Here is a 6,000-nt window from a genome sequence, read left to right as displayed (position 1 = left end):
CGAGTGGCTCCATGCCTACAATCACCACCGAGCCCACACTGCCCTCAAGGGTCAGACACCGGCCAGCCGCGTCACCAACCTCTCAGGTCAATACAGCTAGCCCGACAGGGGTCTGGCCGCTCGTGTTGGCCCAGAGCGGATCGGCTCGGCGTGATCACAGGAGTTTGATCATTTCTCCGCGGCTCTTCGAGTTGAAGACGGCGACAAAGAGGGGTGTGTTCCCGAAAGCGTTTCCCACGTCAACGGTTGCGCCAGCATCCAGCAACGCGGAGGCTGCCCTCACGGAGTACTCCTGGGCAGCAAAGTGAAGGGGCGTGAAGCCGCTCTTGTCTTGGGCGTCGGGCGAAACGCCTTCAGCCAACATAGCCAAGACCGCGGGGACGTCATCGTCCAGGGCTGCATAGTGAAGTGCTGTCCGTTCCATCTCATCCATCCTTACAGTCTGGCATCCGGGCCACCGGCGACGTGGAGAAGCAGCACTGGCAATCTCTTGGGAGCCCTGCCGTTAGTTACATAGCCGAGAGGGTCCAGGAAGCCAGACCATCGGCGAAGATGATGCGCATAACGCGCTGCGAGCCGCCGTTGTTATCGGCGCCCGCTTTCGCCGTTCGAGTTTTTTCGGGGCACATCGTGCCCTGCAGTAAGGGGTCAGGACCTCAGCATATTCTCACCGTTATGGTGCCAAAATGACATGCATGAGCATCTCCGACCGACTGCGGGCAGTGGCGCGAAGGTACTGGCTGGTGACGAGTCCATGATCGCCGCACAGCAGCTGGAAGGTGTAATTATCGAGGAGTACCTCCACGACGAACAGACGGACGAACTTCTCTATGCGCTGTCGATGTATTCGCCCGGGTCCGGCCAGCCGTACGTGGATGCACCTGAACTGCGTATACTCATCGCTGCAACGTTGAGCGATATGAGTCGTGGCGATGCGTCACCGGAGGCCTGAACGGCACTCTCGAATTTCCGGGACAGCTGCCTTCTCTGTTCCACCTGTTCCGGCTTCGGCAAGGGGTATGAGGTAATGCCGTGAATCCAGTGCAGAAATGGCTGCTACATCTCCTTGCATCCAAGTCGAGATCACTGTGCACGGCCGGACGGCTCTACGATGGAGCCGTGCCTGATGAAATCAAGAAGCTCCGGTTCCTGACCGTTGAGCAAGTTGCCGAAGACCTGAATGTCTCCGAAGTTCAGGTCAGGTCGCCGTTGAAGTCTGGTGATCTGAAGGGAATCCAGATCGGGGGCCGGAACGTGTGGCGCATCGGGGCCAGCGACGTCGAGGATTACATCGCCGAAGCGTACAAGCGCACCGCGGAGCGCATCGCTGCCGGCGACCTGCCTGACTGAATCCAGCACCACCGAGAACCTTCTGGCTACCTTTGTTCCGACAGCGCCTCGCGTTGATGAATTCTGTACCCGGCACTGACGTTTAGACGATGGGCGCTTGGTCTGCTGAGAGCTTTGAAATGACGATGCCTTGGACTAGTTCGGTGATCTTCAATCAGCCTCGGATGCGCTGTCCTTCATCGATGAAAACCCTGGCCGCCGGCACGACCGAAATTGTCGTAGCCGCGGGAGCTGTAGGGGGCAGATGACCTGAATCAGCCGGAACATCCGCACATGGACAAACTCAGTAATGATGACACCAAGTATGCCTGGCACGTCGTATTTGACTGGCTAGTGTTTGCGGGCCGTTGCTGTAGGGTTGGCTTTTCCGTCGGAGGCGGAGACGGTCGCGCTTCTGCGTCCTGCCGCCGATGGCCTCAAGGTCATGCCTTTGTTCAATGATCCGCCACCGGATTTCCAGACGAAGTCGACGCCGCTAAGCAATTCATCACGTGGGCTCCCTTCGCGCACGCCGGGGACACGTTCCTCCCGGGTCCTGTCACGTCGAGCCATCAGTGATCCTCCAAGTCGTCTTTGTTCTCATATGCTACGCCAAGGTCGAACTTCTGGCGGGTTGGAAGCTGAAGATTCATGCTGAAAACCAGCAGCCATGCCAGGTTGAGCAGAGCGACCACAAGAAGTGCAATCCAGGCAAAGTTCCATATGGCTGGCTGGACTTTCACCGCAGCCAACCCGGCCATCACTACTAGAGACACGGCGGCAATGGTCAGCATATGCCGCAGTGGCCGCAGCATGCGGGCCAGCATCGGATGTTCAGGCGTTCGGCTGACCCACGAAATGAGGAGTGCAGGGCCGACAAGAAGGATGGAAGCGGCTGGGGAGGGAATCTCAGGGCCGCCGCGAAGGAAGAACTCGTTGAAGTGCCGGAGTGTTGTGGCAATCAGGACAACAACGAGCAGGGCGCAGACCGTCGCTATCGTGAATGAAAAAACGCCCTGTTTCGCCACCCGTACTTCTGCTCTCAAAATGCCGGTGGCGTCAGGTGTCGAGGGGTCCAGGCTCACGTGGGCAACCCGACCTATGGACTCTTTGCTCGCGAATCTGTCCTGGTTTTTGTCGGTCTCGCCCTTGAGTTCTACCAATTTGAGCTCATGCACGGTCAGCCCTGCCGGTACCTCCAGCTCAACATGGTGGCTCGCCGCAAAACCGAGGTCGGGGACGTCCTGGGCGATGATGACGCGGCTGGTTCCCGGGTCTCTTGTTATCGGATCGTCTTGGTCCAACGCGTACTTCATGACGGTACGCTTGCCCGCAAGATGATCTTCAACCTCCACGAGCAGGACGAAGTTCATGGTCATCTGATTCACTAGAGCATCAAATTGTTCCAGTTCTGCACCCTGGACGTCCTCGAGCTCGCGGCCATTCAAAATGCCTTCGCTCCAGTCGAGATATTCCTGCCAGATGATTTCCGAATCTTCGGGGTCGCAGGCCGCAATTCTGACAAACAAGCTATCGCGCTCAGCCTCACTGGCTCCTCGTGGGGTCAGGAAAAATGGTTGTGAGGCGCGCAGCATCTGGGCCACAACGACTGAATTTTCCCTCCGGCCAAGAACCGGAACCGATTTTCCGTCATGGCTTGCATCGAATCGTTGTTTGGTGCCCTTTTCCAGCACACCGAGGGGGACCAGCATGCGTCCCGCGGAACCGGTGCACATAAGACGTTTGGGGATTGTCATATCCAGGGAAACGAAACGCCGGGTCGTGCCGTCGGCGTCGAGCCGCAAGGAATCCACTCTTCGGTTCACCCAAGTGCGTGAGTCCGTCAGCAGGCTTCGAAGATTTCTGCCGGTTGATAACTTGCCATATACAGATGTCACCGAAGCATCGTTGCATACGCGCGGTCTCCGGGAACTATTCGCAACGGGAAATGGCGCGGCTTCGTAGTCGCAGAATGCAGGGTTCGCTGTACCTGCCCCGATTTTGTTGTCTACTCCGATGCTCCTATAGCCGTCAAATCGCGTGGATCACTTTTTTGGACGGTGTCAGGTTATAGAAAATGAATACTCATACTGGTTGCGGAGCTCGGAATTGGGAGCTGGGACTGTAATGTGAGCGATCATGAGCCGCATCCGTTTGCTGCGTACGTTGGCAGCTTCAATCCTTACTGTGCTTTTGGTGGGAAGTTCGGCCGCAACGACCTTTGCTGCAGACGATACTTACCCGGTGACGGCCACCCTTGATGTCGGAGGGCGCCCTCGCGCCGTAGCGGTGGATGGCGTGACTGGCACTGCCTACATCGTCCGGGAGGAGTGGGTTGGGGACTCGACCCTATACTCCGTTTTGGTGCTTGATGGCGACAAGGTGACGGCCACCATTCCAATCGATGGCTATCCGACGTTCGTAGCCGTCGATTCGGGGACTCACACGGCTTACGTCACGGCTGGGCAGAGCAATGCGGTTTTCGTCATCAAAGGATCATCGATCACCAACGTTATTCCGGTTGATGGTGGGCCCTACGGGATAGCAGTAGACCCAACAACTCATACGGTGTACGTCACACAGTTCGATGCTTCCTCGGTGGCACTTATCAACGACGAAAAAGTGACGAAGACGCTTAGTGTCGGACGGTATCCCGTACACGTGGCTGTTGATCCAACGACCAGCACCGCTTACGTGACGGACGGCGACGCCGCGATCCACACCATAAAGAACGGTGCGCTAACGGGCAGCATCCAGACGGACCATGTCTATTTCGGGCAGGTTGCCGTTGATCCGAATGAGCACCGGGCGTTTTTCCTAGGCAACGCCTACGACCTGTTCACGATGAAGGACGGCGTAATAACGCGCTTTGAAACGGCCTTCGATGGTCGCACTGCCACCAACATGGCCTATGACCCAAAGACAAAAAGCGTCTTCGCTTCGCTCTCCAGCGGGGGCAGCAACGAGGTCGGCGTTGTGAAAGACGGTCATTTCAAGAGCCTGATACATGTGGGTCATGAACCGGCTGGCATCGCGGTCGACACGGTGCGGGACCGCGTGCTGGTTGCCAACTTATCTGCCGGCACCATCTCGGTATTCGGCACCAAGCTCCGACAAGGACGCGACGGGGACGGTTTCGCCGATGTCCTTGCCCGGGATAGCGCTGGAGCTTTGTGGCTCTACCCTGGCAACGGTAAGGGCGGCTGGTTGCCTCAGGTCAGGGTTGGCCAGGGGTGGAATGCAATGTCAGAGGTGACAGGTCCTGGTGATTTCAATGGTGACGGTTTCGCCGATGTCCTTGCCCGGGATAGCGCTGGAGCTTTGTGGCTCTACCCTGGCAACGGTAAGGGCGGCTGGTTGCCCCAGGTCAGGGTTGGCCAGGGGTGGAATGCAATGTCAGAGGTGACAGGTCCTGGTGATTTCAATGGTGACGGTTTCGCCGATGTCCTCGCCCGGGACAGCGCCGGATCCTTATGGCTATATGCGCAGAACTACTTGGGAGGCGGGTGGTACCCACAAGTGCGCATTGGCTGGGGCTGGGATGTGATGTCGGAGCTGACAGGGCCTGGTGACTTTAACGGTGACGGTTTTGCAGATGTCCTTGCCCGGGACCGCTCCGGCGACCTGTGGCTCTACCCCGGCAATGGCAAAGGTGGATGGTTGCCGCAGGTACGGGTTGGGACAGGCTGGAACAGTATGTCCCAACTGACAGGGCCTGGCGACTTCAACGGTGACGGGTTCGTTGATATCCTCGCCCGGGACAGTACCGGAGCTTTATGGCTCTACCCCGGCAACGGCAAAGGTGGATGGTTTGCCCAGACCCGAGCAGGCACAGGCTGGAATGGAATGAACCCAATTCTCTAAAGAGACACATCAGCACAAGCGGGTCCGACTTGCCCTTCAGTTATCAGTGCCTTCACCCGTCCCAGCTGCCTCCAGCATGCGCTCCAACTGCGCCTCGGTCTCACGTATCAACATTCCCTGATTATCCAGAATGAGATCGGGTCACTACTCAAGGAGTGCGGTGCGAGGGTGTTCCGCCCCACCTCACCAGGCATTTTTCGGGCGGGTCTTACGGGAATCCAGGAGCTCTGGAACGCAGGGACTCTAAAGAACGTTGGATGCGACCGGTGGGGAACCGATTTTTACGGGCACCGGCCGAGAGGGCTTACTGTTTGTCCGCTTCGGCTTTTGTTTTCTCTAGGAGGCCAACGAGGTCGTCATCGACTCAGTCAAAGGGAGCGAGCGTTACCGGAGTGAGTGTGATCGTGGCATTCTCGGAGCCGCAGGCATTGCTCACATGGTCGAGACCGGCGTTGTACTTCTGGCCCACTGACTTTCCCGTCGACAGCATCATGTCACGTGGATTCGGGGGCATGATTGTCATCAAGTCATTGATCCTCTGCTGGACAACGCCGGCTGCCGCAAGTCCAGCCCTATCCATCTTGTTCGCAGCGTCAGTCATAGCCTGCTGATATTGCGTGCTGGTGAGGTTACCTTTGCCGTCGTAGAGGAGCCGCGCAAGCTGGTTGCTCGCCACCTCGAAATCGTGGCACGCCTTAAGATTTGACGACGTCGGCGAGGGTGACGGTGCCGGCTGGGACACTGAGGGGGCCGGTGCCGACTGGGACAGCGAGGGTTCCGGTGCCGACTGGGATAGAGATGGTGTCG

General features: G+C 58.0%; 7 protein-coding genes. 3 read left to right on the top strand and 4 right to left on the bottom strand.

Features of this window, described 5'->3' with window-relative positions; genetic code table 11:
* Nucleotides 1-154: 154 nt before the first annotated feature.
* Nucleotides 155-433, bottom strand: a complete 279-nt coding sequence (locus J2Y41_RS22415) for an ankyrin repeat domain-containing protein (protein ID WP_309931829.1) — start codon at nt 431-433, stop codon at nt 155-157.
* 258 nt (nt 434-691) lie between these two features.
* On the opposite strand from J2Y41_RS22415, the gene J2Y41_RS22410 reads away from it, so the two are divergent.
* Together J2Y41_RS22410 and J2Y41_RS22405 are read left to right on the top strand one after the other, a co-directional pair.
* Complete coding sequence (locus tag J2Y41_RS22410) at nt 692-952, top strand: hypothetical protein (RefSeq protein WP_309931827.1); 261 nt, start codon at nt 692-694, stop codon at nt 950-952.
* Between the two features lie 167 nt (nt 953-1,119).
* Nucleotides 1,120-1,350, top strand: coding sequence for a helix-turn-helix domain-containing protein (locus J2Y41_RS22405; RefSeq protein ID WP_309931824.1), 231 nt, complete (start codon nt 1,120-1,122; stop codon nt 1,348-1,350).
* 330 nt (nt 1,351-1,680) lie between these two features.
* On the opposite strand, the gene J2Y41_RS22400 is transcribed toward J2Y41_RS22405, so the two are convergent.
* Nucleotides 1,681-1,902, bottom strand: coding sequence for a hypothetical protein (locus tag J2Y41_RS22400; RefSeq protein ID WP_309931822.1), 222 nt, complete (start codon nt 1,900-1,902; stop codon nt 1,681-1,683).
* The gene (locus J2Y41_RS22395) at nt 1,902-3,134 is read right to left on the bottom strand and encodes a hypothetical protein (protein WP_309931820.1); all 1,233 of its coding nucleotides are present in this window, start codon (nt 3,132-3,134) and stop codon (nt 1,902-1,904) included. The genes J2Y41_RS22400 and J2Y41_RS22395 overlap by 1 nt, the downstream gene beginning before the upstream one ends.
* 334 nt (nt 3,135-3,468) lie before the next feature.
* Between J2Y41_RS22395 and J2Y41_RS22390 the strand changes: the two genes are divergently transcribed.
* Nucleotides 3,469-5,193, top strand: coding sequence for an FG-GAP-like repeat-containing protein (locus tag J2Y41_RS22390; protein ID WP_309931818.1), 1,725 nt, complete (start codon nt 3,469-3,471; stop codon nt 5,191-5,193).
* Between the two features lie 364 nt (nt 5,194-5,557).
* Here the strand turns inward: J2Y41_RS22390 and J2Y41_RS22385 are convergent, their stop codons facing one another.
* On the bottom strand, nt 5,558-5,869 hold the full coding sequence (locus J2Y41_RS22385; protein ID WP_309931816.1) for a hypothetical protein: 312 nt from the start codon (nt 5,867-5,869) through the stop codon (nt 5,558-5,560).
* Nucleotides 5,870-6,000 lie beyond the last annotated feature (131 nt).

Origin of the sequence: Arthrobacter sp. 1088 (assembly GCF_031455315.1) — a bacterium.
Lineage (GTDB): Bacteria > Actinomycetota > Actinomycetes > Actinomycetales > Micrococcaceae > Arthrobacter.
Note: the sequence above shows the minus strand (reverse complement) of the source record. Positions and strands in the feature narration are given on the sequence as shown.